Raw genomic sequence first — 26,680 nt, forward strand, 5'->3', positions numbered from 1 at the left:
CATCATTGGGGATAGGCAATGCGTAAAGTTCTATTTGTGATTGTAGCGGGGGTTTTATCACTCTGGCTAGGGGGTTGTGCTTCGGAGCCACCGGAGGAGGAAATTACATTGACTCCAACTCCCACAGAAGAAACAACCCCAGTTGACCCATCGGAAGAGGAAACTACAGCAGAAACACCATTTGAAGATCCTCTAGTTACTGAAACTCCTCCGCCAGAAGCAGGTTTGATTCAGTCTACCAAATCAGAGGAACGATTGAGACAGCTTCTGCCCGGCAGAAATGGAGTACCTGCTGCACCGGCAACTATTCCAATTCCTGGTCAACAACTTGACCCCTTTGGACCGATTCCACCGGTTATTGCAGATAGACCCCCAGACGTGCAAGCAGACAGTGAATCGATCGCCTTACCCAGTAAACAAGTGCCTGACCTACCCAGTCTTCCCGTAGCTATGCAACCGCCCCAATGGAGAACTCCTGTTGCCGTTACTACCGTGCCAGGACAGCCCGGAGCCCCCACAGCACAGCCAGGCGCAGCCAACGGACAGCCAGGGGTAGCCAACGGACGACCAGGAGCCCCTACCGCACAGCCAGGAGCTCCTACCACACAGCCAGTGGTAGCCAACGGACGACCAGGAGCCCCTACCGCACAGCCAGGCGTAGCCAACGGACAACCCGGTATTACTGAACCAGCAGCAGGATTACCAGATCTAGCTGTAGCTGGAGTGCCAGATCTGCCTCAACTTCCCCTCACTTCCAGACCACCCGCATGGGTTGACCCCAATGCTCCCCCTCCCGTTGCACCAGCAGCACCCCCTCCACCCCCTCCACCCCCTTCCACTGATTTAGCTCGTGCCATAGAAGTAACAGGAGTCCTCAGAACAGGAGATGACACCAGAATTATTGTTAAGGCTCCTAATGAACCCACCAGTCGTTATGTGAGTGTTGGTCAACGCATTGCCGGGGGAGAAGTTCTGATTAAGCGCGTCAAGTTTAGCCGAGACAGCGATCCGATTGTCATCTTTGAGCAGAACGGCATTGAAGTTGCTAGAATGGTAGGTGAGGTTAGCGGACCCCTTGGGGATGAAGCTAACATGATTGTAATGCCACAAACTATCAACAATTTTGTTCGTAATCAGTCCTAACTAACTGGGGGTTGTGGTTATCCTCTGGCTGCCTTGGAGCCATATCCCCGGTGGTTTAGGTTAGTCATTGAACTAAAAATCCTTGGGTTTGATAACCAGGGAATTATCAATGTCATGGGTTGAGTTTTATGTTCAATTTAGTTAAAAAATTTGGCTTTGTTACCCTAGGACCGTTCACCCAGTCTCTCCTCAGCACAATGGCTTTGAGTGGATCTGTTGCTTTGTTAGTCACACTGCCAGCCAACGCCCAAACAGAAGGCGGTCGCCCCCCTATCTGTGAAGGACAACTACCTACCGGCCAGGTGACGTGCAACTATGAAGGGGGAGATAATTTCACCGGTAGTTTTGTCAACGGTCGCCCAGAAGGACGCGGTATCTTTGTCTATGCTAACCGCGATCGCTTTGAGGGAGAATTTCGCAATGGTCTCCCTAATGGTCAAGGTGTGTTTATCTTTGCTGATGATTCCCGTGTCGTGGGAGTGTTTAGAGATGGCCAGATTACTAACGGAACGGTGATTTTTGCCAATGGCGATCGCTATATTGGTGAGTTTCAACTGGTCACAGAAGTCGGTAGCGGTACCACTAGCAGCCAACCCCACGGCAGAGGGCAGTTTGTTTATAGCAATGGCGATCGCTTTGAGGGAAGATTTTTTGCCGGGGGACCCTTTGGACAGGGAACCTTAACCCGCACAGATGGGACTACCTGCCAAGGAGAATTTTTTAATCAAGCCCTCGACGGAAAAGGCAATTGCACCTTCCCTAACGGTTTTCGCTATGAAGGGGAACTGCGCGGCGGTATCCCCCACGGCCAAGGCGTTCTCATTAACACCGCCGGACAACGTTTCCCCGGTACCTTCCGCGATGGTAGACGGCAGGATTGAACCCTCTAAGTCACCACAAATCAGCAGTTTTGGGGAAATCTCCCTCACGGAAGCCCCAACCCTGTGGGTAGGTTAGCAATAAAACTTAAAAAACTGAAGTGAATCAGATGGCTGATCCAGTAGTAGGCTGAAGATTAACGCATTTTAGACATAGAGGAAAATAAACCAATGGTTCAACGTGGTTCTAAAGTTCGCATTCTTCGCCAAGAGTCCTATTGGTTCCAAGAAGTGGGAACAGTTGTTTCCGTGGATAAAAGCGGGATTCGCTATCCTGTGATTGTTCGTTTTGATAAGGTCAACTACAACGCCTACTGCGGTGTTGATGGCGGCGTTAACACTAACAACTTTGCTGAAGCTGAGTTGATCGAAGTAGAAGCACCAGCTAAGGCAGCTAAGAAGTAAACTAGACTGATCTCGGCTAATCTCGTGGCGGCAGTGTCAGACAGTCCCTGCCGCCTGTCAATACCTTAATCGCAGCGACTGTATACCTGCTTATTTTTCCGTGCCAGAGTTACCCGAAGTTGAAACCGTTAGAAAGGGTCTGAATCAGACCACCCTCAATCAGCCTATAGTGGGTGCGGATGTCCTCTTAGATAGTGCGATCGCCCACCCCTGTCCTGTGGAATTTATCGCCCAAATCAACAACACTACCATTAACCACTGGTATAGGCGGGGAAAATATCTGTTAGCGCAACTACAAGCCCCATCACAGCCATCAAATCCTATCTTCACATCAAAAGACCCTATCGAGACCCAGACAAGCGACGGGGGCTGGCTGGGTGTGCATCTGCGGATGACCGGACAACTTTTGTGGTGTACTTCTGACCAGTCTCTGCCAAAACATACCAGAGTGAGACTGTTTTTGCCTGAAGAACGAGAATTGAGATTTGTTGACCAGCGGACTTTTGGTAAAATCTGGTTGGTTCCCCCCCATCTGGCGGTCATGGATGTGATTTCTGGTTTGCGGGAATTGGGACCAGAACCCCTTAGCGATGAATTCTCCCCTGAGTATTTAGCCACCAAACTACGGCGCAGCCAAAGACCCATTAAAACAGCTTTACTAGACCAATCTATATTAGCTGGTTTGGGCAATATTTACGCCGACGAAGCCTTATTTTTGGCCAGAATTCAACCCACAACTCCTAGCTGTCGTCTCAGTCCAGACCAACTTAATCGCCTCTATACCCACATTGTCGCAGTTTTGCAACAGGCGATCGCAGACGGTGGCACAACTATTCGTAATTTCCTCAACGTCCAAGGCGTTAACGGCAACTACGGTAGCCACGCCTGGGTTTATCAACGTGGCGGGAAACCCTGTCGAGTTTGTCAAACCCCCATCACTAAAATTAAACTATCGGGACGGGGAACCCATTTCTGTCCTATGTGTCAACCTCAACTCAATTGTGATCTTCCCTAAATCTCGATTGTTAAGATAGATGTTCATAAAGCTACGTCTATCATCTGTAACGGTAAAATGTAATTGGCCGTTCGTTAGATGGGAAGCCGGAACAAGTACAACAGAGAATGAATACCTTGTTTGTAAACATTCGCGTGGCTATCGCACAATCCTTGACATCAAATTAACTCACAAGCCCTTAAAATTTGGGATAGATTCATTTATTATCCTGCTCGCTATGACTATTAAACGCGGAGATTTTGTTCACGCCATTCGGGAAAAATTAGAAAATAGCCTAGAAGTGACCGCCAGCGACTCCCGATTACCTCCCTATTTGTTTGAAACTAAGGGGGAAGTCATGGAAACTAAGGGAGATTATGCCTTTGTCAAATTTGGTCGAGTCCCTACACCAGCTATATGGTTGCGGATTGACCAATTGGAACCCGCTAAATAGCCATGTGCGACTCCATGGGCGATCGGATCACCCGGTTAATCCTATATCCTGACATAACTAGGCTGGGGTACTACTAACACCCCCAGGGTAGGGCATCAATAGCCCATAATCCCTAGGGGCAGTAGGGGAGGCTTCAAATTAGCCCTACCCCTTACCAACCAGCCTTTACTTCCCGTCTGGCAGACCGTTAATCAAAATCTAATTGGTATATGCAGATGGCTTCTAGTATGTTTTTTCCTCCTTCATGTCACCCTACCCAGGTTTCCATCATTGGGGCAGGTAAAGTAGGTGGTACCCTAGCCCAGCGCATAGCAGAGAGTAATGTCGCCCATGTCGTCTTGCTTGATGTCGTCGAGGGTTTGCCCCAAGGGGTCGCCCTAGACTTGATGCAAGCCGGATCAGTCGAAGGTCACGATCGCAAAATTCTCGGAACTAATGATTATGCAGATACTGCTGGATCAGATGTTGTCGTAATTACAGCCGGTCGCCCTAGGACTCCCGGCATGAACCGCAACGACTTGATCGAAACTAATGCCCCTATTGTGGCTCGTGCTGTTACTAATGCGATCGCTAGTTCCCCTAATGCAGTCATTATCATAGTCACCAATCCTTTGGATGTAATGACTTATATAGCTTGGCAGGTCAGCCAAATCGAACCTTTTAGGATTATGGGAATGGCAGGAGTGTTAGACTCAGCTCGCTTCCAAGCCTTTATCGCCACAGAATTAAACGTTTCCGTTGCTGATGTTAATGCAACCGTTATGGGAAGCCATGGCGATTTAATGGTTCCCCTTCCCCGTTATTCTACAGTTAATGGCATTCCCATTACAGAGTTAATGGATACTGAAACCATTAATCGTCTGATTGCTCGCACTCGTAATGGGGGGGCAGAAATAGTCGGACTTCTGAAAACTGGCGGCGCTTATTATGCTCCCGCTTCCTCCGTGCGGACTATGGTAGAATCTATTTTACTCAACCGTCGTCGTCTATTGCCAACTTCTGCCTATCTCAAGGGAGAATATGGCATGAAGGATATTTTCCTAGGGGTTCCCTGTTGGTTGGGATGTCGAGGCGTAGAAGCGGTTCTGGAATTAAACCTGACAGACAATGAACGCGAAGCACTCAACAGTTGCGCTCAATCAGTTCGCGAAGGTATTGAAAAAGCCGATGCCGTTTTGGCTGCCACTGCTGCTGTTTAGCCGCCGGGGGCGGGTCTTAGTAGTGCCATGACGTACCCGCCCCGAAAAAACCCCTCCCCTTCCTTAACTCTTGCGGACCACAGACAGTTTCACCAAAGCCCTTGACAGTCTGGGATTTATCATTTATCATTATTTGTATACACGGGGCATTACTGGTTTCGACAGGACGATCAAACCGACCTTGTGATTCAGGCCGAGAGTGAGCCTCCTCTCGAAAATCAAAGGTTCACAAAAAATGTAAGTGCGAACAACGTCGTACCTTTCGCTCGCGTTAAAGCCGCTGTTGCTTAATAACGAATACCTCCTATAGGTTCGAGCACTCACGGTTTGACTCCGTTAAGGACTGTGGGTTAAACCCCAACGGATGCTTCGGTTAAGCGTTCTCTGGTAGCTTAACTGAAAAAGACTCTACTAGAGAATCCTACCGTCAGGGATAAGTGACGGTTCCCGCCCTAAGGATTAGAGGGGCTATGTCTGTGAACGAGCAGGGCGTAAATAGTCGTTTTGGACATGGGTTCGATTCCCATATGCTCCATTTTCTGTAAAACTTTATCCTGACTGCGATAACTGGGAAAGGCTTAACCCGGTTATCGCATTTTTAAAAACTATTTCACTATTTCCGGTTAACCTTAGCCAGAAGAGGCTTTTAGTGGACAATAGAGGGGTCGAACCCACCATAAAAGCTATAACCCTTACTCTACCGTCACACTGATGCACTCGAAAGCGATCGCATTATTAGGAGTGAGTGTAAAATGAGTACAAGTACAAACAGTACGCACAGCGGTATATATCAAGGTTTTCAAGATATCCTTGAGTTTTTCAACTTATCCCGCCAACAATGTCCCAAGGGTGTCAGGATTAAGCGCAATCGGGGGACAATCCAACTAGACATCACAAACGACCCAGAAACTGGGGGACGTAAGCAACGGGGCTGTAATTGCCAATTTACTCCAGAGGGTATCCGCAAGGCTGTAGACAAGGCTTGGTTAGTCCATAAATCCCTTGATGGACAATTTCAGTCAGTATCTGAATGGCTGGACTGGTACAAGGCTACTATCCTTGATGAATCCAAAGTTCCCATGGAAAACGACTTAATCACCTATCGTCAAGTGTTTAAAGAAATGGAGGATGATTACTTTAATGGGGTACACAAGAACACTAAGCGGAAACGTTCCCGTGATCTGGCTAGTGACCAAAGTTCATTTAAACGCTGTTTTCTTACTGTGTTTAACAAAGTCACAGACTGGGATGTTTATGTGAGCTGGGAGGGTATAAAAGAAGCGTTATATAGCCCGTTACAAGATGGCAGTAGTCCGGTAGGTCATAAAATATTCAAAGACAGATACTACCGACTAAGACAGGTAGCGGAACGTGCTCGATGCAAGAAAGCACTAGAGAAGATGGAAAAGATTGACCCTACCCAGACAGTATTTGCTGAATCCCAAAGTATAGACTTGGATACCTTGCTAGGCTTGCTAGACAAGGAACGTAACACTGATTATGGACGGTTGACAGACAATAATGCTCGTGATGGTTGGTGTTGGGTGTCAGCAATGTGTGCTTTATATGGATTGAGACCATCAGAGATTGCAGCAGGACAAAACTTAACCAAGGATATCACGGTTGACGGCATAACGTTCCCCGCGATAAGTGACTCCAATAACATTGAGTTAGTGTTAGTGATTGGTGAGTTTACTTGCTTTGGTAGTAGCACCAAAACAGGTCAAAGGTTAGCAATACCAATGTCAAAAGACAAGGCTTTGATTAACCGTCTAGGGATTCATAACGTCTGTTTACCTATTACTGAACCTAAGAACCCAGCGGGCTTTAATCGTAACCACAGACAATGGTTAACTAACCATAATTGGGGATTCACCCAAGCATTAGCTTTCCGATATCTAGCCAACCAACTGGGAGAGATGAACGGGATACCACAGGAAATCAGGGCGCGTTCGTTTGGTCACTCGGTAACGGTTAATGACAGCAAGTACAAAAAACGTCGCAACCTTGCCACAGAGTTAGGTATCCTGACACGACATCAAAAGCAGCCATTACCGCTAGATATGGCAAAGCAAGCACTAACCAATCATGGTATCAATCCAGACTTGCCACAGATTAAGGCAATTCTTAGGGTAATATATCAGCTTGATGATTAACCCTCAATAAATCGACAACACAATACCCTCTAGGCTAAATACTTAGGGGCCTTCATTTGGCACTCACTCCTAAATGTGCGATCGCTTTTGAGTGCATCAGTGTGAGGGTAGAATGGGGGTTATAGGTTGTAATTTTGCTTCAAGTCCCGGGTTCCGCATTGGCGAAACCAGGTTGGGCTGGGGGAAGTTGGGTTACGCTGCGCTTCACCCAACCTACATACTACATACTAAGGGCTAAGAGTCGGGGGGGCACAGGCTACCCGAAAACCGAGGCTGTTGACGAGGAAGTCCGGGACGAACCAGTCGCGGAAGGCACAACGGCAGATACCAGGATTGTTGTTCCACGAACCGCCGCGCAGCACCCTCCCCCTCCTGTTTGTGTTGCTCAAAAAGTTGACTAAATATTCAATATAGTTTTGATAACGATTATCGTTACCAGCATCCCACACACCACCATCAGAAGGCGCACCCTTGTAGCTGTCGTGCCAGGGGTCAGCGCACCACTCCCAAACATTCCCGTGGATATCATACAAGCCAAAGGCGTTGGCTTGTTGAAACTGACCGACGGGGGTAGTTTTTTGGCGGTAGGCTCCCTTGGGTCCTGAGCCATAGGTGTAGTCGCCATTATAGTTGGCGAGGTCGGTGGTCAGGGTATCACCGACGTGAAAGGGGCTAGTAGTTCCGGCGCGGGCTGCATATTCCCACTCCGCTTCACTGGGTAATCGGTAGGGTTTGCCGATTCTTTTCGATAGGCGGGCACACCACTCAACTACATCATACCATGAAACTTTTTCAACGGGAAGATTTAATCCTTTAAATCTTGAGGGGTCTGGGCTCAGGTCCCGTTGGAGTTTGGGGAAACTAACCACTTGTCGCCATTGTGCTTGGGTAACCGGATATTTCCCCATCAGGAAGGGTTTAATGGTGACTCGGTGTTGGGGTCTTTCATCATCATAACTTTGTACTTCACCACTCGGCGCACCCATAATAAAGGTTCCCCCCGGAATCATTACCATCTCCAGGGTTACACCGTTTCCCAGGTCTTCGATAATACATTCAGCCTGACCGCGACGGCGGTTAATTTGTTGTCCCTTTGAATTGACCGTAACGATATCAAATTCAAACTTCTGGGTGGGAGTTTTTGGAGTTATAAGGGGAGTCTTTTTACGACAAGAATATCCCTGTAAATCTGCCCACACTTCGGCTACAGATTGATAGCGTTTTTTAAAGACTGTCTCAGCCAAACGGTCTAAGATTTTGCCTAATTTATCACTCACCTGATTCCCATTTAAATGCTCACGCCACACCCATTCTGCTTCTAAGGGGTCATATAAATCAGACGGACTCGCTTGGGTTAGCAGATATAAACAAGTCACCCCTAAACTATATAAATCACTCCCATATTGAGGTTTTCCCATCGCCTGTTCCGGGGCGCAATATTCCGCCGAACCGATAACCGTTCCGGTGACGCTCTGAGATGTGCTATGCACCTGTTTAGCCGCCCCAAAATCCACTAGGACTAACTTTTTATCACTGGCGCGTCTAATGATATTTTCCGGTTTAATATCCCGGTGAATTACTTTATTTTGGTGAACGAAATCCAAAACTGGCAATAAATCCTCTAGCAGCGAACTGATTTGATTTTCCGTAAAAGCGCCTTGATTATCTAGCTCCTGTTGTAGGGTTTCCCCTTCGATAAATTCCTGAACTAAATATTGACGGTTATCAGCGGTAAAATAAGCCAAAAGTTCGGGGATTTGCGGATGTTTGCCGAGGAGTTCTAAACGTTGGGCTTCTTGGTCGAATAATTGGGCGGCTTTTTGGAGGGTAGCGGTTCCTTGCGCCTGGGGAAGGAATTGCTTAATCACACAGGGAGGTTTAGAAGGTTTGAAGTCATCGACAGCCAGAAATGTGCGTCCGAACCCTCTTTGTCCGAGGATGCTTTTAGCATAGTAGCGTTCAACCAGTCGGAGTTTACTACCACATTTTTGGCAGAACTGACAACCTTCGGGGTTGCTGTGGAGGCAGTCTGGGTTCAGACACTGGCTCATAATCAGGATGGTTATTGATATCTGATTTTACATTACCATAAATGCCGAAAATTAACCGGCTTTTTCACAGAAACCCGGTTTCGCCGGGGGAAGCTGGGTTTCGCTGCGCTTCACGCCAACCTACACTGGGAAGTTGGGTTTCGCTGCGCTTCACACAACCTACAATGGGAAAGTTGGGTTTCGCTGCGCTTCACACAACCTACAATGGGAAAGTTGGGTTTCGCTGCGCTTCACACAACCTACAATGGGAAAGTTGGGTTTCGCTGCGCTTCACACAACCTACAATGGTACACTGGGGAAGTTGGGTTTCGCTGCGCTTCACCCAACCTACAATGGGAAAGTTGGGTTTCGCTGCGCTTCACACCAACCTACATACCTGCGCTTCACACCAACCTACACTGGGAAGTTGGGTTTCGCTGCGCTTCACACAACCTACAATGGTACACTGGGGAAGTTGGGTTTCGCTGCGCTTCACCCAACCTACAATGGGAAAGTTGGGTTTCGCTGCGCTTCACACAACCTACAATGGGAAAGTTGGGTTTCGCTGCGCTTCACCCAACCTACAATGGTACACTGGGGAAGTTGGGTTTCGCTGCGCTTCACACCAACCTACATACCCGCGCTTCACACCAACCTACACTGGGAAGTTGGGTTTCGCTGCGCTTCACACAACCTACAATGGTACACTGGGGAAGTTGGGTTTCGCTGCGCTTCACACCAACCTACATACCCGCGCTTCACACCAACCTACACTGGGAAGTTGGGTTTCGCTGCGCTTCACACAACCTACAATGGTACACTGGGGAAGTTGGGTTTCGCTGCGCTTCACACAACCTACAATGGGAAAGTTGGGTTTCGCTGCGCTTCACACAACCTACAATGGGAAAGTTGGGTTTCGCTGCGCTTCACACAACCTACAATGGTACACTGGGGAAGTTGGGTTTCGCTGCGCTTCACTACAATGGTACACTGGGGAAGTTGGGTTTCGCTGCGCTTCACCCAACCTACAATGGGAAAGTTGGGTTTCGCTGCGCTTCACACAACCTACAATGGGAAAGTTGGGTTTCGCTGCGCTTCACACAACCTACAATGGGAAAGTTGGGTTTCGCTGCGCTTCACACAACCTACAATGGGAAGTTGGGTTTCGCTGCGCTTCACACAACCTACAATGGTACACTGGGGAAGTTGGGTTTCGCTGCGCTTCACCCAACCTACAATGGGAAAGTTGGGTTTCGCTGCGCTTCACACAACCTACAATGGGAAAGTTGGGTTTCGCTGCGCTTCACACAACCTACAATGGTACACTGGGGAAGTTGGGTTTCGCTGCGCTTCACTACAATGGTACACTGGGGAAGTTGGGTTTCGCTGCGCTTCACACAACCTACATATTCGCTACATATTCGCCTAACCTACAATGGGAATGGACGATTGACGACTAATTGGCGATAATCTAGTGGTGAACATTAATCCTCTGCTGGGAAAAGGCTTTTTATGCTTACCCTTGAAACTTTATTTGATGAAGGGTTTTATTTGGCACAAAATCAGGAGGTAGAAGAGGCGATCGCCGACGGTCTTTTCGAGACCGCCTTCGAGCATTTTTCTCGGTATGGACAATTTGAGGGCCGCAACCCTAACCCCATTTTTGATAGTGAATATTATCTCGCCCAAAATCCCCATATTCAGTCAGAAGTAGAGGAGGGAATTACCACTGCAGCCGCTCATTTTGTTAATATTGGACAAACAGACAACCGCAGCCCAAATCCCTTTTTTGACCCGGTTTTTTATCTACAGCAAAATCCCACCGTTTCTCAGGGAGTAGCTAAGGGGGAATTTACCGCCTTTGAGCATTTTTTGAAAATCGGACAATTTCAGGGTTTAGACCCTAGCGAGTCCTTTAATACCGAGTTTTATCGCGATCGCAATTTCGATGCGGTGGAGGGAATAGAGGATGAAATAATCGGCAGCCTTTTTGAGCATTTTTATCGGTTTGGTTTAGAGTTAGGTAGGTTAGGCGCACCCCCCCAGTTAATGGATGACCTCAGTAATGCGATCGCCTTAGATACTCTCTTAGGAAGTCGGACTATAGTTAACTCAGTTACCGATGATAACCCGGTCAATATTTATGAATTTATCATCCCCAATAATGGTAGTGAGTTTAGCCTATTTCTGCACGGTTTAAAAGCCGATGCTAATGTAGATTTAATCCAAGATATCAATCAAAATCAAGCCATTCAACCTGATGATATTATCGCCTCATCCAATAACCCCGCTTTAGCCACAGAATCCATTGATATTGACCTATTACCCACGGGAACCTACTTTGTGCGAGTTTCTCAGTTTCAGGGAGAAACCATTTATGCCTTGGAATTATCCGCCATTCCCCTGGATATTTGAAGGGGGTAGAGACAACCCTTGTCTATGGCATCCCTAGGTTATACCCATCTCCCCCCTAGATAGCAACCCCCAAAAAATTAGCTAGGAGGGTTGACATTTAGATTCCGGTGCTGGTATGATGTAAATCAATAAAGCAGCCCAGGGAAACTAATTTGTTTGGTCATTTCCCCAAGGAGGCTGCCATGACCAGACCTACAGCACGTCATGAAGACAAATACCAACCTTGTCCTAGGGGTTATAGGGTCGGTCGTCGCCGTCGCCGTCGCCGTCGTTCACCGAAATACCCTAGAGAATACACCATAGCCCTAATTAAAGCGATCGTCATTGCCTGCTGCGCCTGTACGACAATTACAGGGGAACCAGTGGTTAGCACTACGGTTAATGCTACTGCATGGCTAGGCATGGAAATTGCCAACGATCGCAATTCAAAAAACCACAAATAAATCCATTCCTAACAGTTGGGGCGGCTTGAGAGTCGTCCTAATTACTGTTGGAGGCGATCGATTAACTGTTGATACTCTTCTAGGGAAGCACTGCGAACCAATGGATGCTGTCCCAAGGTCCGATGATGATTCTGATTAATTCCCTGCATTTTTGATACCATTTTTGAGCAAGGGGGCAGTTATTCAATTGCAAATTTGCCTCAGCGATGCCTTTCATTGCATCAATTTCAGCCACTACCTCCCGGCATTTTTCAGCGATTTCTAAGCTCTGTTGATGATACTTTAGGGCTGATTCCGGTTGTTTTAAGGAATTGTAAATATCCCCCATTAAAACTAGGGCGCGGGCGATAAGGTAGGGATTGCCAAGGTTCCGAAATATTGCCAAAGCTGCCGTTGCTAAATGCAGGGATTCTTCGGGATTTTCTCGGCTTAAAATGCTGGCTAGATTACCCATCAGCATGGCACGCCCTTGGGGAGACTCGGCATCTGGGTGTTTTTCCAGGATATCTAAACTTTGTTGATAATAGGTCGCGGCTTGTTGCCACTGTCCCCGGTTTTTGGCGACGTTCCCTAATCCCATAATGGCTTTCCATTCTCCGGCTTTATCCCCCAATTTTCGGGCAACTTCCAGATGTTTTTGATGGTAGCTTTCAGATTCGTTTAACTCTCCCAGGGCATCGTAAATATTCCCCAAGCCGTTGTAACAAACCGCATCACAGCCCGGATTCAATTTTCCGAGGAGAGATTTATAGAGTTTTTCTTGTTGGTCATAATAACCCCAAACTCCCAATTGGTCGTGTAATTCTTGGTTGCTTTGGGGGTCAGGAATCACTGTCAAAATTTGGGTCGCCCGCCGCCAATCTTCCACCTCCCATAGGTGATAAAAAGACTCCAGGTAATGCTGCACCCGTTGCAGGGGGGTGGCTTCTTGGGGGGGGATGCTTTGATGACACAAAAAATATTCGACGGCAGTATAAGTAGCTAACTGCTCGATGGGAACTGTATTGATATCGATATCAAGTTCATCCCACAGCATTGGATGTCTCCTTTTGGGTATCCCATTGGCTCTGAAACAGTTTAGCACTACTTCCGTTCAAAAAGCGATCGCTTTTTGACATTTACAAAAAAGTAGTTGCCATACGTTCGACTTTCAAAGAAGTCTCAAGCATCATCTCGATGGCATGGGAGTGTTCTCAACTTGTTGCCATACGTTCGACTTTCAAAGAAGTCTCAAGCTGCCCAAGGCCTGCCGCCCCTTAAGTCCCTAAAACGTTGCCATACGTTCGACTTTCAAAGAAGTCTCAAGGTTACATCGTTACAGATGTCTACTTTGGCGGTCGCGAGTTGCCATACGTTCGACTTTCAAAGAAGTCTCAAGCAGTATAAGGTTGCATATGCACATGTCAACCAGTTGCCATACGTTCGACTTTCAAAGAAGTCTCAAGAGGAAGGGTGGATCGTGGTATTGACATGTAAACGAGGTCAAGTTGCCATACGTTCGACTTTCAAAGAAGTCTCAAGTGTTTCATGGTCTACAAGGTCTACAAGGGGGGGCGAGTTGCCATACGTTCGACTTTCAAAGAAGTCTCAAGATTGGTGTCCTGAGATATCATTGTGGTATCAAGACAAGTTGCCATACGTTCGACTTTCAAAGAAGTCTCAAGTGCTTCGTCCCCTTCGTCCTTGGGACTGGGAACTTGTTGCCATACGTTCGACTTTCAAAGAAGTCTCAAGCTTTGATGTCTTTATTCCCAACGGCTACGGCGGCTTCAAGGTTGCCATACGTTCGACTTTCAAAGAAGTCTCAAGGAAGGAAGAGGCTTTGTCGTGGAAGGAAGCGACAAGTTGCCATACGTTCGACTTTCAAAGAAGTCTCAAGCAGTGAACGATGTAAGCATCATACGGTCCATATCGTTGCCATACGTTCGACTTTCAAAGAAGTCTCAAGCGAAAGACAAAGTTTTTGTCCCCCACCTTCCAGTTGCCATACGTTCGACTTTCAAAGAAGTCTCAAGTACAAGGTCCTCCTCCACGGGGAACGACAAGTATTGTTGCCATACGTTCGACTTTCAAAGAAGTCTCAAGCGGAGGAATGTTTGTTGTTCGGGCAGCAACCTTTGTTGCCATACGTTCGACTTTCAAAGAAGTCTCAAGGAATAGGTCTAGACGCATTCAAGTACCCATCTGGTTGCCATACGTTCGACTTTCAAAGAAGTCTCAAGCAGTTCGCTCCTTAAAGTGCGAACTATTTGGGTTGTTGCCATACGTTCGACTTTCAAAGAAGTCTCAAGCAGGGGGGAAGCCAAGGTCTATCTCGGAAAAAGTTGCCATACGTTCGACTTTCAAAGAAGTCTCAAGACCAACAGCGGCTTCGTGCCGTTCGTAAACTTTCGTTGCCATACGTTCGACTTTCAAAGAAGTCTCAAGAAAGTTTCGGCAAAGGGGCTGACAAGCCCCTCCTTTTGTTGCCATACGTTCGACTTTCAAAGAAGTCTCAAGAATCGTAGAAATCGTAACTTACAGGTCACTCCATTGTTGCCATACGTTCGACTTTCAAAGAAGTCTCAAGTTCTTTGGGACGACGAGTGCAACTACTCCGAAGAAGAGTTGCCATACGTTCGACTTTCAAAGAAGTCTCAAGGTAATTACTTTACATTAATTTCAAAGATTGATCAAGTTGCCATACGTTCGACTTTCAAAGAAGTCTCAAGAGCATAAGAACGAAATCCTTGCTCTGAAGGGATTCTAACCCACCAATTCTATAGGGGTCAAGTCAGTACCCCAATTATTGACATAGATTAGCAATAATTGAGTTAACAAAATGACTGAAACCCGGTCGTAGCAGTCCACCTATAGGGGTCAACGAAAAAATCAGTGATTGGGCGGTTTGCCAGACCCCTGTAGGTGAATGGATGTTACAGGTCAGACCTGGGGCATCATTTGGAAAAAGCTAAATTTTCCACAACATCGGTCGATAGGTCTCCCGTTCTCCCATCAGACAGGAGATGTACTCCCACACCTGTAATTCCAGACAGCGATAGTAGCTGACCTTGTGACCTGTATGGGGATGGGTGGTGGAGAGGGATAGCTTGTCCTGCCAGTGCTTGAGATACTTTTTCAGAGCATCCGAATGTAGGTAAACTGATTCATTTAAGCTGAACAGTCCTGAACATTAATTGACAATGCTCGGACTGTAACTATAGCAATACCATCATTGCTGACAGTAAAGGAGGAATCCCTCAAAGCACGCAACATAATATTACGTGCGCCATTTGCATCTCTAGGTGTTTGACTGCCACAGTGAGGACACTTGTGTATTTTCGCACCACCTAGTTTGGCGTGGCGATGTCCACACACTCCACAGGTTTTAGATGTGTGACTTTCGCCCACATCAAGCACCACGCAACCACGCTTTGCTGCTTGATGTTTCAGAATTAACTTAAAGCGATAATGTGCCCAGGTCAGCATATTTCTGACTGTTTTCGACTGAATTTTTCTTCTTGACTTGGCTACCATAGAGGAAGACTCGAAGCGAGGCAGAAAAATTAATCCATAATTAGTAGTCAGATAATGTGCTGCTTTTTTATGCACTTCGTCAATTAAGTTCCGAATCTTTTCTCGAATCCGATTAGCTGCTTTTTTCAGAGAACGGCGTCGTTTGGCATTTACCTTGGTTGAGCGACTAATTAAATTATCTAGATGCGTACATAATCTTGTGATTCGCCCCATGTCGCCGTTGCCAATTTCAATTACTTTATCGCCGTCATATCCAGTTAAAAAAGTTCTGACCCCAGGATCTAAGGCAATTATTTTCCTTGAATATGTATGACTTTTAATTACAGGTTCAGGAAAAACAGCAAACCATTTACCACGCCGATAAATCAATTGAGTCCCATAATCACATTGATGTGGTATGGGCTCGCTTGCCTTAAACTTCAGCTTTTTCGTTAACTGACTGTACCATGTACCTTTGGTAAAGTTGGAATTATTAAATTTGATTGTTTGTTGTGGATTACGAATACTTCGGAAGCAGGCATCACGACTGGCTGTATAGGCTTGGTGGGCGTCAAATATGGCGTTCTGTCTGATATGACAAGGTGTTTCTTTCACCCATTGAGGTAAATCAGATTGCATGACCAGATTTCGCAATTTCAGCTTCCCAATCCGAGTCGTTGATTGACGCTGCATGGCTATGGCTTGGTTAAAACAATAACGACAAGCAGCCAGCCATTTTTTCCAAGTTTTTGCCAGTTCAGGACTGGGATAAATCCGGATCTTTTTTGATTGCAGATTTGTACTTTCTGAGTCCGTAAAGTCGGCAACTGTAGCTGGCTTCCCGGAAGCGGTAGATATGAACAATGGCAAGGATGTCTTCAACCAATTCTCGTTCTGGGGATAAACTGTCTTGGTTGAGAACCACGATTTTGGTTTTGTCGAGTTCACACAACCAGGAAATGAGGTCAAACCCGAAACGGGCAAGTCTGTCAAAGTGGGCAACCACAATAAATCCGACATCGCCTTGACGGAGGAGTTCCAAAACGGCTCTAAGTCCTGCTCTTTTGAAATTAAGACCACTGGCGATATCAGTGATGAGTTCGGCATTGGGGTATACTTCGAGTAGCTTTGCAGCTCCTCCGTCAAGGTCGGCTTTTTGTCCACGACTGGAAACGCGGGCATAAGCGATAATTGCTCTTTGCCGAATGCGATCGGATATTCCCTTGTAGGAGGCGATTTCATATCTTCTCTGTCCTTTGGGTGTCCTGATTGCTTGAATCTGGCCGTCTTTTTCCCATCTTCTTAGGGTATGTAAACATACACCAAAGTATTGAGATGTTTCACTTGGTGATGTATATTTCGGCATTTAACTCGCTTGCTGTGTAGTCGTCTAGCTTAACGCAATTGTTGAGCTGTGTCAATCGTTGTTCAGTGAATTGCCTAACAGGAAGAGACTCCTCCTCGCTCGTCGGGGGGAGTAAAATCGTCGAGGGTGAAAATTTTAGAGTTAATCAGGTACAACACCAAGGAGTCCACAACCATTTTCCCTTGGAGTTGATTTAATTGATGAATTTGCTGTGTTTTTGATGAGCTAATACTATTCATCTTGGTTAAGCAACTGTTGTACCCATTCCCTAATATCTGAATACAGGTAATAGGGCTGGCGGAAGGGGTGAAAATAATCGGTGATTTTATCCTGAAAAAATAGGGAGGGTGGCGGTTCGACTTCCATCAAAACGATCGCCTTTTCGCAAAGGATTTGCATAGCTGCCAAAATCGTTAATCCTGACTTATTAAAACCATCGGGAAAACTGGCAGAATCAATAGAGTTTTTTATGTCAAAATCTACCCAAAAATTTCGGGATTTTTGAGATTCTAAAATCATCTGCCTATCTTCCTCTAAAACCTCCATCATGCGTTCTTTAGAAATCCCCTTAGCACCATGAATTAATTTATTGCGTTTCACACACCAATAATCAAGGGATGCCATGGCTTTTACCAGCTCTTCCCAAGCGTCAAGCTGGGGCTTATTTCCCTGAGTTGCCAGCAAAGCATGAACAAAATTAAGTTTAGTGGGGCGACCGGGTAAAACAAAGCGATCGCCATATTTCCGGTCATCAAGAGGCTTAACCCATCGTTGATTGACGAGACATTTACCCCGATTAATAGCATTAACTAAATTCCAGTTTTCCGAGGCTGTTTCTAGTTCATAAAACTTTTGGGCTGCCCGTTGATTATCATCTAAAAGACTAGCGGTTTGCAGAATCCAATTGCCGCGCTTTTCGGGTCTATCAAAATATTTATCTCCCTGGAGGGCATAAATTAACTCGTGCAAGGTTTCCTCATAAAAAGAACCCATCCTGGTCAAAAAATCAGCAATGCGGTCAGTTTGCCAAAGTAAACAACATTGGGTATAGAGGTTGAGAAGTTTAGGAAAACGTCGATTTTCTTGGCCGGGGGGGTGGGGGTAATAATCCGATAATATTTTCAGGTCGTCCGACTGGTTAACCTGCTGTTTCGCATAGTCATTATCCAGGTTAAAATAGGCGATCGCTAAATTTAAACCCTGTTCCACCTTCTGTAAGCGACGATACATATTTCCAATGTTATCGATATCTTTCAAATCGTAGTTTTGCAGGGTTGCCAAACATTCCGACCAATTTTTAATCACCACCCGCACCCCATCAAAATCCCACCGTTGTAACAGTTGTTGAATCACTTGATATTTTTGTGTTTTCAGGTGATACCAGCGGGGAGTGAGAATACAGTCGGAATTTTCCCCTTTAAAGATATGCCGCACCGACAATTTCGGTTCGATAAAAATTTGTTTCTGAATAGCCGAAGAAAAAGCCTGCATTTGCAGTGCGGTTTGCATTTGTCCGGTTCCCCCTTTCAGGCTAATCAAAACCAGGTCATTAATGTGGGGATGGTTCACCGCAAAATGGGTTTGAAAAAACTCCCCATAAACTCGCATCAATTGGTTAATATCATTAACGGCAATATCAGCGGGAATTGTCCAGGGTATCAATTCAATATCCACCTGTTTTTGTGCCAACCACTTTGCCAAAATTGGGAACAAATAATAAGTATCTCGATGATGTCCTTGGGGTTGTTGAGGGGTAACTTGGTTAGTGACAAAAATATAGGCTTTTTCCACCTTAAAGATAGTTCTGGCTGTTTGAATAACCCCCAAAATCCGGCCAGGAGAAATGCGATCGCCCCAACCATTGGGGTCATCTTCTGGTTGATAATCTTCCCAAATTTTGCGGGTAATTTCCCGAAAAGAGAAGAAATATTTAGGATGCAAAGAAGCCTCGACTTGTAACTCTGGACAAAGGCACTCAGCAATCCTTTGATTTCGTGTCTGCCATAATTCCAACTCAGCATCAGTTAACTGACAACGGTCAATATTTTCTTCTTCCCGTTCAAAAATCGGCAGATAACCCGATTCAATTATATCATCAACTTTCAGCTTAACTGTCAAATCAGAAGTTCCCAGATTGGCGATTAAAATAGTCATAACTTAGCCCAAAAAAGTCGATAAAATCCGAATGCCATTAACTTGAGATAAAGACCTAGCAAAAGCAGCGCGATCGCTCTGTTTTGCCCCAAAAATCGTCACCGCCTGATAAGGAATCTTCCCCTCTGGAAAGTTAGACTTAATCACCACAAAAGAAGGTATTTCCAAATCACCGCCCACATAGGCATTGCCCCCACCTTGGCGGTTTCTCCCCTTAAAGCCGCTACTATAAAGCCAATCCAGAGCTTCCCCCCGCACATCAACCCCGCATCCTTCCACCGACCAATCTTTCACCTGTTCAGGATGCCTTAATCCCCTGTTGGGAACCAAAAACACACAAGCCTGTTGGTCGAGAACATCCTGATAGCGGTGTCTTCCCTTTCCCGGAGAGTGAGTTTCCGGCTTTCCTTGGGGGGAAGCCACCGCCCGGAGCCTTTCCCCTATCTCCTCAAAAAACCGCCGCCAGTCCTCCTGGTCACAGGGCAATTGCAACGATTCCACAGCCCAGTAACAGCCCCGCAGCCCCGGATAAGGGTGATTCCAGTGTAGAGGGCGGCGGGAACCATGTCCCACCCCCCCCAGATGAGTTGCCAGATACAGCAAATATTCCAATAGTCGCAGGTGGGTTGCATTTTGGGAAGCCAAAACAATCTCCCCCTCGTAAAAATCGGGATAAGTGCGACTTCCCACCTCTTCCAGCCAATCCACCGCAATGGTACAACTACCCTGGCGAGTTTGGGGGGCGATGGTTCCGAATAATTGCGCCTCCACTTCCCGACATTGCGCCAGGGGGTACAGACTCAACCCCAAAACTCGAAACCAATAACGCAGGACCCCCCGAATAGCCGTTGGGCGAAATTCCGGCTTTCCCCGCCTACCATTCTCTCTTGTGGGTGGGGTTGCTCCGTACATTCCCTCAGTCCACAGTTGAAAGTCGTGTTTGCAACTGTGGGGTAGGGCTGATTTAACTGTCGTGCATCCATAACCGGAACTCACCCGCGCCCCTAGTCCCCCTGTTAGGGCTGGTTTCACCCACTCCCGGACGACCGCCACATCTTCCGGGGTTCCCCTAGCGGTGGGGGCTAAACCAATTGTTAAGGTCGGTTTCAGCATTGATAACATTACATGGGGGGCCGGTTGATATACAATGCGATCGTCTTGCCAATTCCATTGGGGCGTGGTGATATCCAAATCCAGACAGGGTTGGGTGGGGAAAGCATCCAAAATCTGCACCCGACCTATACCGCCCTCTAGGGTACCGAGGAGGCGTTCTACTTCCCCTTGGGGTAGATTTTGTCTCCCGTAAGCGCGGATGACTCCCTTGAGGCTGCTGGCGGGAATATAGGGCACGCCATAAATGGGATGCAAGGCAGGTAACAACAATTCACGAAAACCTCGCAACCCCCCCACTCGTAACCGCCAAAGAAATGACACTTCTACCGTAGCCGTGGCCAGCAGTTGGGTTTTTTCGGTTAAACTTTTATAAAGGGCGGCGCACTTTTTTTCGGCATCGATCGCTTTTTGTAGGGCGGGAGTAATGCGATCGTCCAATGGTTCATGATTCAGGGCTTGCAGGGGACTCGAACCCGTTTTTTGCATCCCCCTCGGTTTTTTCCCATTCGACAACCCTGGGAGAGTATGGGAGGGGGCATTTCCCACTACGCAAGCAATCCGTTTTGACTGCCAGTGGGGGGGGAGATGCTTTTGCAATTTCGGCCACTTCTTTTGTGCCTTTTGTTGCGCTTCCTCCTCCTGAAAATAGAAAATAATTTTATCAGTCACCTCCGGGCTGGCATCTTTATACAAGTCATAAAGGGGGTTTTTATTCTTCTTGAGTGTCTCCAGAACCCCCTGCCATTCTCTCATGATTCCGTCGCCTCCCCAAGTACCGCCGCCGCCCAAAATGACCATTCCTTTGCTAGTTGCATCCCTAGGCGATTTAGTGCTGTATATTTAGCCAGGGGTAAATGAATCAAACTGCCTTCGTCGGTCGGGTCAAAGTCGATATCACTAAAAGCCCGCAACCGGACTAAGAAATGGCGATAAACTTCCCCTTTGTAAGTCGTATCTTCCGCCGTCCCCAATAAAAATTTTTCGGCATCCCCCGCCAGTCGGTGCAGTCCCCAGGTGGAAATATAAGCGCTTAATCCTTGAATCAGTCCGCTGGCTTTTGAATGGTAAGCGGGGGAAAGTTTGCCTTGGATTTCTGTTAGTGCTTGGTGGGCTTCTTGTGAGAAAATTCGACGATCTAAAAACATTACTCAATCCCCCCCAATTTCATTTATAATTGAGATGGTTTTGGCTTGAGTCCATCCCCGTCCGATTCCTTCGAGTCCTCCGAATTGAATCCGTCCATTCAGCAGGGCTCGCAGTTTCTCTCGCACCTTTTCCGTCGATTCTTCCCCCGATTCTGTCTGTTTGGCTGGCTTCATACCCCACGGGAAAAATAACATCGTTTCCGGCGGCACCGCTTCTTCCGCACGAAATGAACCCCCTTTCACCGTTTTACTTTCCTCGGACAAGGCGACTCTCACTTCCCGCTGTAAGCCGGTTTCTACCAGTGCCGCGCAATCTTGATCACTGAGAATTACTAACTTTTTCAGTAGCAGGCTAAGGCTATTGTCTCCCCAGGTGCTAGACAATAAACTGGTCAGGAATGAACCATCAAATTGACTTAAATTCTCTGGTTTGATTAAGGCGGTTTGCAAAAATAACGTTTCTGGTTTAAAACTGACTAGGGCCGGTTGTGTGGGACTCAGTTGCTGGCACTGTTTGATAATGTCGTTGATGCTGTTAATTTGTACCCACTGATGCCACCTTCGCAACCACAGAGGACAGGTTATCCAGATCAGATGATGACTCAAAGAAGCGATCGGAAAAAATAGCATCGAAGCATCAGCAAACCAGACTTCTCCTTCCGTTGGCTGTTTTCCTTTTTCGATTTTCTGCCCGAAAAATATCCCTGCATTATCTTCTGTTTCCAGGGAGGCGCGAATTTTACCACGCAATGAAGAGGCGGGTAGGTAGGGAAATTCTGTGTGGACTTCCCGCGCAATTCCCATTAAATTGCCTTCGTTAGCACTCCCTCCCGTGTGGAGGGGGGTTAGTAAGTGCAAATAGGTTAAAAATTCGCTCATCTCTCCCCCCACAGTAGTTTACCATAATTCAATTTGCGAAAGGTTTGCAGCCACGGTTTTCCTTCGGTATTGGGTAGGAGATGGTCAATGGTCGGGAATATCTCAGCCGTAGCCGGAGAGTTGCTATCAAATAGATACACCGTCCCCGGTGGGGCGAAGGCATATTGCGGTTGCAGGGCGAAGGTTTTTTCTGTTTTGGTTTCAACTACTCCGTTTTTGGTGCGGGTTTTCTGCCTCTGTTGATGACCAATTCCCCCCCACATCAATGGGCGATCGCCTACACAACCCCGCAAACAGTCCCGCCATAAATCTGGGTAAAGTCCATAGATAAGTTTCTGGGAAGTTTCCGCCAGTCCAGGAGTTAATAAATAAGCAAACATCCCCGGTTTGGGAGTGTCCGGTTTGGGATGTTTCCACAGCGATCGTAATTCTTCCAGTAGGGTCTGATTTTCAATTAAAGAGACTCTCACCCGGTGTCCTTTTCCTCCTAAACGCACTACAAAAGAAGATTTTTGCTCTCCCTCTAATTTCACCCCCGCCACCAAACTCCACCCTGGTTTTAAGCGGGTTGCTACCTCCACAAAAAAGCCATCGGAGTCCTTTACCTGTCGTGTTCCCGTCTGAATATGGGTATGAGGTAGCACCTGCACTCCCCAAGGATCTGAGCAAAAATCATCGGGGGTAAAATTGCGATCGCCTTCCAGATATTTCCGCAAAGCCTGCCCTTTCATCCAGGGTGGGGGAGACCCACAAATATACTCGCCCTTTTTTAACTGAGGGGGAACCATCGGAGACAACCAACCACTTTGACTATAGCAGATAAATTCCCAGGAATCAAGGGTATCAGCGGGAATTAATCTAGTCAAACTCTCCCAACTATTATCATGGTTTAAGTCCAGGTTCAAATCTTGGGAATTATCCGATTTTTCCCCGGCTTGCACCGTCAGCAAATCTTGAGGAGTCCGCAGCCAGAGAGTCCGGTTTTCATCCAACAAAAACGGCCCCAAAAATTCGGGATTAATTTGATGTTTAGTCCTGGGCGATCGTAAAGCCTGAAACACCACACTAGGTAAAGGGGGGAACTGTCCTTTAGCCATCGCCCCTTCCCCCGGTCTGAAAGGTTTAGCTTCTCGAAATAGTAGCACATCAAGGGGGGTAATAATATACCAATCCATCATTAAATATCCTCCTTCCTACCCTGCCATTCTTGCCGTTGTTGCATTTTATCCAACCAAAACGCCGAGAAACGCAACAGATAACTGAGAGATTTTAAATCAATTCCTAGGGGTAATTCCCCCTGGTTGTCTAGTTGAGAATTTTCCTGCCATTGCGCCTTTAAATATCCCGCCCAATTTTCCCAATCTTCTAGCCACCGGATTAAACCATCTCGATTAGTTTCAATCGCTTCTACTTCCTCACGGCGTTGAGAAATTGCCCAAGCTGCTTTGGCGATTAAATTAGAATTGGGAGTTAACGAAGCGTGAAGTGGTAACTCTTCCGCTAATCGATAAAGTAGGGAACTTAATATTTGGGGTTGATCAGTGTTTATCCACTGTCGCCAACTCTCCAATAACTCACCTTTTAGTAACGCTTCTAAACAATTACCAGAACTGTACATAACCCGGAAACACAGCCCACTTTTAGGCGGAATATATCCCGGTTCATCAGGCTTAATTCCCGGTGTCCCCAACATTTTTTTTGCCTGTTTTTCCGCCTCCCATAATCCTGATAAAGCGATCGGGAGCGGGACGCTTTTATGAGCTATAACAATTCCAAAACTCATAGTTGCATTTTCTCCCATTGTAAATAATGGTCGATTGGGCAATCCTTGAAAATCATGATTTTGAGATATCGGCATCCAGTAACCCCCCCGGCTTTCAAACCTCAAATCTGCCTCTCCTAACTGAGGTTTATAAGGGTCTTCAGCACCACACCAAGCCGCCCTCAAAGACAGCAGATAATCCGGCAAATCTTCCAGGGGTAGTAAAGCCATGACATCATCCCCCCCACTATAGACTACCTTACCACAAAACCGCTTTTCAGTAATCAAAGGAACCAGGCGATTAGAGAAATCCAGCAGAGCCCTATTAAGACCGATATGGGTAGCTGGTCCCATCCGTTTTCTGGTAGCCAACAAAGCCTCATCATCATCTCGAAAAGCCCTAATAAACTGTTCTAGCTTCCGATTATATTCCTCATCATTTAGATGCAAATAGCCCTCCCGTTGCATAAATCCATGAGGTTCAGTTTCAGTTAAATACTGCTGATAAGGATGTAGTTTTTTCCCCGAAACATATTTTCCCATCCCGTCTCCATCTCCTAATACAATTACCCACCAATCACTCGGAGAACCATCGCCAAATTTTGTCTGAATATGGGCGGCTTCCACTAGGGGACGCAAACGGCGAATTTCATCAGAATTTAAGCCCATGTCATCAGCCAGCCATTTACTCGAAAACATGATACCATTATAATTCTTCCCACCTAGATAATTAGGATTAATACAACTATCCGTTTTAGGAATATTAGTAAGGCGACCACGGCTGAGGGCTAAAAATCTTTGATATTCCTTGCTAGAATTGCCAAAATCTTGTTGAATTTGATGCTGTAAATATCGCCAATATTGAGTTAATTTGCCCTGATTACTATGTAGCTGCCAATCCTCATAAGCAAACCGTGCATAAGCTATACAACTGAGGTTAGGAAATCGAATAAATTCGCTATAATCAATTTCGGCATCATTCTCATTTTCTAAATCCCTAAAATTAATCCCCAACGACTCACCCACACCCCCATAAACCCAAGCCATGCGTTTAGTCATTTCTATCGCATTGAGCATTTCTGAACCATTAAACAATCCCGGATATACCTTAGCAATTAACCGCCAAAATAGTCTCATAGACTCAACAGGTAAACCGTATCCTTCCCGAAAATTTCCATGATATCGAAATTGAGGATGCAGGGCGCTGAGTTGACCAGATAGACTAGAACGTAATCCTGGGGAAACAGGAATAGACCAAGTTCTAGTATTTTTAATCCCTTGCATTGCTTGGGCGCATCTAGCTTGAATTGACCCCCACCATGTGCCATTATTTAGACTGCGATAAATAATGGTTTCCGCCACTGTAGGAGGTGCATTTTTTTCATGATTACCCGCTAATTCTTGTTGAGATTGAATCCAGTTATCATCAAACTCTTCTTGGTTATTTTTATCAATAATTAATGGCGTATTGGGGTCTCCCAAAGGAACCGCTGTCCAATAAGTTTGCCAGGTATTATTAATTTGATTTTCCCAAAGATTACGCCATTCCCAACAGCTTTTTTTCTGCCATTTTTCCAGATCATGTTCGTGGGATTCGCGGTCGGAACCCTCAGCCGCAAATTCCTTCAGTATCTGCTCAATTGTGTCTTGATTAGCTGGATTTTTAAGAAATTCTATAATGCGATCGCGTAGACCAATTTCTAATTGTTTAATTGGATGGTTAGTTATGCCTTCTCTCACATTATCAGCAATATTAATCCACTCTTGTCGGAGTTTTTGGCACAATGTATTCCCGACTTCCTTGGCTGTGGCGGCACTGTTAAATAACATAGCGATCGTATTCGGAAATCCAGCAGTTGCTAAGGAGGTACTTAAATTGAGGTTATAGCGTTCTAGGGGGTCATAACCATCAATATCTATCAGTTTGAAAGTCTCACTAAATGCCGGATATTTTTTTAACAGAAACGCATCGATAATTTCCTGACCCCACAAAGAAGGGGTAATCACTATATCTGCGCCGTAGTTTTCCGCTACAAACCAGCAAAGTTTAGCACTCAGATAATGTAATAAATATGACCCCGACCAGAAATCCAAGAATTTGCGAGAGGCTTTGATAAAGTCCTGAATTGGAGAGAATGTGAATAGTAACAAGTGGGGATATTCATTACTGGGATTTTGGGCTTCAATGGTGCTGGCTAATGCTGATACTGTGGCTCGATAGCTATGAACTGGGCAGTCTGGTAAAATACTATGTTGGGGATAAAGTAAAGCATCGGGGTATTGTTGTCTTTGGAGTTCCGGTTCAAATCGCCACAACCACCAAAATACTGTTTGGGGGTCCGGTTCATTTTTCAGCCAATCAGGAATAGCTATTGTTATGTGATTTGGCGGTTCAATTAACCTGGCTTGACCACTAATGGGATGCTTGATAATTGTGGGGGAGTCCCTAATTCGGTCGATTTCTAGGTTAATCCGATCAGAAGAACTAGCGATCGCTTCTATCTCCCCTTGATGAGTTAACCACCATGATAATGCTGTCTGTCCTTCCTCTGTCTGCAAACAAACCAGATGATTACATAAGTCACTATTTCCTAGTAATGCGTAAATTTTACGATGAAAAATAGACATTATTTTGAGTCATATTAACCG

The 26,680-nt window shown here is 46.2% G+C and carries 21 protein-coding genes, 1 other RNA gene and 1 CRISPR repeat array; of the genes, 10 read left to right on the forward strand and 12 right to left on the reverse strand.

Features of this window, described 5'->3' with window-relative positions:
* Positions 1-18: 18 nt before the first annotated feature.
* The 8 genes from N39L_RS25615 (at position 19) to N39L_RS25650 (ending at position 7,229) form a co-directional block, all read left to right on the forward strand.
* Positions 19-1,143, forward strand: a complete 1,125-nt coding sequence (locus N39L_RS25615) for a hypothetical protein (protein WP_035737108.1) — start codon at positions 19-21, stop codon at positions 1,141-1,143.
* A 128-nt stretch (positions 1,144-1,271) separates the two neighbouring features.
* Positions 1,272-2,024 (forward strand): MORN repeat-containing protein, encoded by a 753-nt coding sequence (locus tag N39L_RS25620; protein ID WP_006616584.1) that lies wholly within the window; start codon positions 1,272-1,274, stop codon positions 2,022-2,024.
* Positions 2,025-2,192: 168 nt separating this feature from the next.
* A complete protein-coding gene (locus N39L_RS25625) occupies positions 2,193-2,426 on the forward strand; it encodes a photosystem I reaction center subunit IV (RefSeq protein WP_006616585.1) in 234 nt (77 codons plus the stop codon).
* Between the two features lie 100 nt (positions 2,427-2,526).
* Positions 2,527-3,441 carry a DNA-formamidopyrimidine glycosylase gene (locus tag N39L_RS25630; RefSeq protein WP_006616586.1) on the forward strand — a complete coding sequence of 305 codons (915 nt, stop codon included), beginning with the start codon at positions 2,527-2,529 and terminating at the stop codon, positions 3,439-3,441.
* A gap of 217 nt (positions 3,442-3,658) precedes the next feature.
* On the forward strand, positions 3,659-3,874 hold the full coding sequence (locus N39L_RS25635; RefSeq protein WP_006616587.1) for an NAD(P)H-quinone oxidoreductase subunit O: 216 nt from the start codon (positions 3,659-3,661) through the stop codon (positions 3,872-3,874).
* A 215-nt stretch (positions 3,875-4,089) separates the two neighbouring features.
* On the forward strand, positions 4,090-5,073 hold the full coding sequence (gene mdh / locus N39L_RS25640; protein WP_006616588.1) for a malate dehydrogenase: 984 nt from the start codon (positions 4,090-4,092) through the stop codon (positions 5,071-5,073).
* Between the two features lie 143 nt (positions 5,074-5,216).
* Positions 5,217-5,611: a transfer-messenger RNA gene (ssrA, locus tag N39L_RS25645) on the forward strand.
* A 214-nt stretch (positions 5,612-5,825) separates the two neighbouring features.
* Positions 5,826-7,229, forward strand: a complete 1,404-nt coding sequence (locus tag N39L_RS25650; RefSeq protein WP_014276762.1) for a site-specific integrase — start codon at positions 5,826-5,828, stop codon at positions 7,227-7,229.
* A gap of 227 nt (positions 7,230-7,456) precedes the next feature.
* Here N39L_RS25650 and N39L_RS25655 read toward each other — a convergent pair whose 3' ends face one another.
* The 3 genes from N39L_RS25655 to N39L_RS25665 all read right to left on the reverse strand — a co-directional run bounded on the left by N39L_RS25655 (position 7,457) and on the right by N39L_RS25665 (position 10,486).
* Positions 7,457-9,280, reverse strand: coding sequence for a bifunctional serine/threonine-protein kinase/formylglycine-generating enzyme family protein (locus tag N39L_RS25655; protein ID WP_014276763.1), 1,824 nt, complete (start codon positions 9,278-9,280; stop codon positions 7,457-7,459).
* An 834-nt stretch (positions 9,281-10,114) separates the two neighbouring features.
* The gene (locus tag N39L_RS25660) at positions 10,115-10,279 is read right to left on the reverse strand and encodes a hypothetical protein (RefSeq protein ID WP_162270063.1); all 165 of its coding nucleotides are present in this window, start codon (positions 10,277-10,279) and stop codon (positions 10,115-10,117) included.
* Between the two features lie 45 nt (positions 10,280-10,324).
* Positions 10,325-10,486 carry a hypothetical protein gene (locus N39L_RS25665; RefSeq protein WP_202070224.1) on the reverse strand — a complete coding sequence of 54 codons (162 nt, stop codon included), beginning with the start codon at positions 10,484-10,486 and terminating at the stop codon, positions 10,325-10,327.
* Positions 10,487-10,771: 285 nt separating this feature from the next.
* Here N39L_RS25665 and N39L_RS25670 point away from each other — a divergent pair, with 285 nt between their 5' ends.
* Both N39L_RS25670 and N39L_RS25675 read left to right on the forward strand, forming a co-directional pair.
* A complete protein-coding gene (locus N39L_RS25670) occupies positions 10,772-11,674 on the forward strand; it encodes a hypothetical protein (RefSeq protein WP_014276765.1) in 903 nt (300 codons plus the stop codon).
* 182 nt (positions 11,675-11,856) lie between these two features.
* Positions 11,857-12,117, forward strand: coding sequence for a hypothetical protein (locus N39L_RS25675; protein WP_148261876.1), 261 nt, complete (start codon positions 11,857-11,859; stop codon positions 12,115-12,117).
* 79 nt (positions 12,118-12,196) lie between these two features.
* Here the strand turns inward: N39L_RS25675 and N39L_RS25680 are convergent, their stop codons facing one another.
* The 9 genes from N39L_RS25680 to cas10 all read right to left on the reverse strand — a co-directional run bounded on the left by N39L_RS25680 (position 12,197) and on the right by cas10 (position 26,659).
* Positions 12,197-13,153 carry a tetratricopeptide repeat protein gene (locus N39L_RS25680; protein WP_006616211.1) on the reverse strand — a complete coding sequence of 319 codons (957 nt, stop codon included), beginning with the start codon at positions 13,151-13,153 and terminating at the stop codon, positions 12,197-12,199.
* A gap of 95 nt (positions 13,154-13,248) precedes the next feature.
* A CRISPR array of direct repeats spans positions 13,249-14,828; the repeat unit is 35 nt; unit sequence GTTGCCATACGTTCGACTTTCAAAGAAGTCTCAAG.
* Between the two features lie 439 nt (positions 14,829-15,267).
* Positions 15,268-16,482, reverse strand: coding sequence for an RNA-guided endonuclease InsQ/TnpB family protein (locus N39L_RS25685; protein WP_202070225.1), 1,215 nt, complete (start codon positions 16,480-16,482; stop codon positions 15,268-15,270).
* The gene (locus N39L_RS25690) at positions 16,370-16,978 is read right to left on the reverse strand and encodes an IS607 family transposase (RefSeq protein WP_014276768.1); all 609 of its coding nucleotides are present in this window, start codon (positions 16,976-16,978) and stop codon (positions 16,370-16,372) included. The genes N39L_RS25685 and N39L_RS25690 overlap by 113 nt, the downstream gene beginning before the upstream one ends.
* Positions 16,979-17,209: 231 nt before the next feature.
* A complete protein-coding gene (locus tag N39L_RS25695; protein ID WP_014276769.1) occupies positions 17,210-19,132 on the reverse strand; it encodes a hypothetical protein in 1,923 nt (640 codons plus the stop codon).
* Between the two features lie 3 nt (positions 19,133-19,135).
* On the reverse strand, positions 19,136-20,998 hold the full coding sequence (locus N39L_RS25700; RefSeq protein ID WP_006618681.1) for an RAMP superfamily CRISPR-associated protein: 1,863 nt from the start codon (positions 20,996-20,998) through the stop codon (positions 19,136-19,138).
* Positions 20,995-21,390 (reverse strand): hypothetical protein, encoded by a 396-nt coding sequence (locus N39L_RS25705; protein ID WP_006618682.1) that lies wholly within the window; start codon positions 21,388-21,390, stop codon positions 20,995-20,997. Before N39L_RS25705 ends, N39L_RS25700 begins: the two co-directional genes overlap by 4 nt.
* Before the next feature lie 3 nt (positions 21,391-21,393).
* A complete protein-coding gene (gene cmr4 / locus N39L_RS25710) occupies positions 21,394-22,269 on the reverse strand; it encodes a type III-B CRISPR module RAMP protein Cmr4 (RefSeq protein WP_006618683.1) in 876 nt (291 codons plus the stop codon).
* Positions 22,266-23,447, reverse strand: coding sequence for a type III-B CRISPR module-associated Cmr3 family protein (locus N39L_RS25715; RefSeq protein WP_006618684.1), 1,182 nt, complete (start codon positions 23,445-23,447; stop codon positions 22,266-22,268). The genes cmr4 and N39L_RS25715 overlap by 4 nt, the downstream gene beginning before the upstream one ends.
* Positions 23,447-26,659, reverse strand: a complete 3,213-nt coding sequence (cas10, locus tag N39L_RS25720) for a type III-B CRISPR-associated protein Cas10/Cmr2 (RefSeq protein ID WP_014276771.1) — start codon at positions 26,657-26,659, stop codon at positions 23,447-23,449. The genes N39L_RS25715 and cas10 overlap by 1 nt, the downstream gene beginning before the upstream one ends.
* Between the last annotated feature and the right edge of the window lie 21 nt (positions 26,660-26,680).

It is taken from the genome of Limnospira platensis NIES-39, assembly GCF_026000695.1.
GTDB lineage: Bacteria > Cyanobacteriota > Cyanobacteriia > Cyanobacteriales > Microcoleaceae > Limnospira > Limnospira platensis.

Coding starts and splice junctions, on each gene's coding strand:
- N39L_RS25615 (WP_035737108.1), top strand. CDS start 19: ATGCGTAAAGTTCTATTTGTGATTGTAGCGGGGGTTTTATCACTCTGG.
- N39L_RS25620 (WP_006616584.1), top strand. CDS start 1,272: ATGTTCAATTTAGTTAAAAAATTTGGCTTTGTTACCCTAGGACCGTTC.
- N39L_RS25625 (WP_006616585.1), top strand. CDS start 2,193: ATGGTTCAACGTGGTTCTAAAGTTCGCATTCTTCGCCAAGAGTCCTAT.
- N39L_RS25635 (WP_006616587.1), top strand. CDS start 3,659: ATGACTATTAAACGCGGAGATTTTGTTCACGCCATTCGGGAAAAATTA.
- mdh (WP_006616588.1), top strand. CDS start 4,090: ATGGCTTCTAGTATGTTTTTTCCTCCTTCATGTCACCCTACCCAGGTT.
- N39L_RS25650 (WP_014276762.1), top strand. CDS start 5,826: ATGAGTACAAGTACAAACAGTACGCACAGCGGTATATATCAAGGTTTT.
- N39L_RS25655 (WP_014276763.1), bottom strand. CDS start 9,280: ATGAGCCAGTGTCTGAACCCAGACTGCCTCCACAGCAACCCCGAAGGT.
- N39L_RS25670 (WP_014276765.1), top strand. CDS start 10,772: ATGCTTACCCTTGAAACTTTATTTGATGAAGGGTTTTATTTGGCACAA.
- N39L_RS25675 (WP_148261876.1), top strand. CDS start 11,857: ATGACCAGACCTACAGCACGTCATGAAGACAAATACCAACCTTGTCCT.
- N39L_RS25680 (WP_006616211.1), bottom strand. CDS start 13,153: ATGCTGTGGGATGAACTTGATATCGATATCAATACAGTTCCCATCGAG.
- N39L_RS25690 (WP_014276768.1), bottom strand. CDS start 16,978: ATGCCGAAATATACATCACCAAGTGAAACATCTCAATACTTTGGTGTA.
- N39L_RS25695 (WP_014276769.1), bottom strand. CDS start 19,132: ATGACTATTTTAATCGCCAATCTGGGAACTTCTGATTTGACAGTTAAG.
- N39L_RS25700 (WP_006618681.1), bottom strand. CDS start 20,998: ATGAGAGAATGGCAGGGGGTTCTGGAGACACTCAAGAAGAATAAAAAC.
- N39L_RS25705 (WP_006618682.1), bottom strand. CDS start 21,390: ATGTTTTTAGATCGTCGAATTTTCTCACAAGAAGCCCACCAAGCACTA.
- cmr4 (WP_006618683.1), bottom strand. CDS start 22,269: ATGAGCGAATTTTTAACCTATTTGCACTTACTAACCCCCCTCCACACG.
- N39L_RS25715 (WP_006618684.1), bottom strand. CDS start 23,447: ATGATGGATTGGTATATTATTACCCCCCTTGATGTGCTACTATTTCGA.
- cas10 (WP_014276771.1), bottom strand. CDS start 26,659: ATGTCTATTTTTCATCGTAAAATTTACGCATTACTAGGAAATAGTGAC.